This is a genomic window from Nitrosomonas supralitoralis, assembly GCF_003011925.2.
Taxonomy (GTDB): Bacteria; Pseudomonadota; Gammaproteobacteria; order Burkholderiales; family Nitrosomonadaceae; genus Nitrosomonas; species Nitrosomonas supralitoralis.
In genome coordinates this window covers 1-763 of the sequence record NZ_PXXU01000173.1, presented here as the reverse complement: position 1 = coordinate 763, position 763 = coordinate 1, and the positions used below count along the sequence as shown (strand labels likewise).

Sequence of the window (763 nt, the reverse complement as noted above, 5' to 3'; positions counted from 1 at the left end):
TGCTCAGCCAATTTTATTGCCATCCATCCATCACGGTTAGTTTTTAATTCCAATGCAGCATCTATCGCAATCAGTTTCAGGCAATTATTGTGGCTCCGCATTTCGGCCAGATCATGAATCAACGCCCGAAAGGATGGATGATCAATCGCCGGAGCAATCTCGATATCGGTTACTCTAGCTTTACCCAACATGATTTCGTTAAGTAAGGATTGCTGGCTGCTGGCAATCTCCAATGCAACCGTCAAGCATTTATTTTGTTGCATATACCCGATTATTAACGATTGGAAAAACTGGATTGCTTCCGGTCGCTTATGGACTTCACCAATGATTGTGATGCTGTTAGGTGTTATACCTTCAAGGATTTGGCTATAACTATTCTCTGAGTATGCGGAGGAAGAAAATAACAGAATTGCAAAAGCGAAAAATCGCATTATGGATTTTCTGCAATAAATTTATCCGGCAATCTCCGCAACCGTGGCCAACGATCATGAATCCAGTGATATTCCGGTGGCGTTTCTTCAGTAACCACATAGACCCTTTGTTCACCTTCACGCTCAGCCAGTAACGCCTGGATAGCCATGCCGAGTGCCAAAGTGATCCAATGAGATTGTCTGTCGTGGTCTTTTTCCATGAAGCTTTCAGCAGGAATTAATACCGGCCTGGGATGCCAAGGCTTCCATTTACCTGCTTTGATGGAATCAAGTCGCGCCCATCCGCCATTGGGAAATTTACCTGTCGCCTCTTCCTTACGTCTACCCCAGAT

At 44.7% G+C, this 763-nt stretch carries 2 protein-coding genes; both read right to left on the bottom strand.

What is annotated here, in order from left to right:
* On the bottom strand, positions 1–431 hold a 431-nt coding region (locus C7H79_RS17280; protein ID WP_106708445.1), incomplete at its 3' end, for a hypothetical protein.
* Positions 431–763: hypothetical protein (locus C7H79_RS18535; RefSeq protein WP_197714682.1), on the bottom strand; the 333-nt coding region annotated here is incomplete at its 5' end. The genes C7H79_RS18535 and C7H79_RS17280, both read right to left, overlap by 1 nt.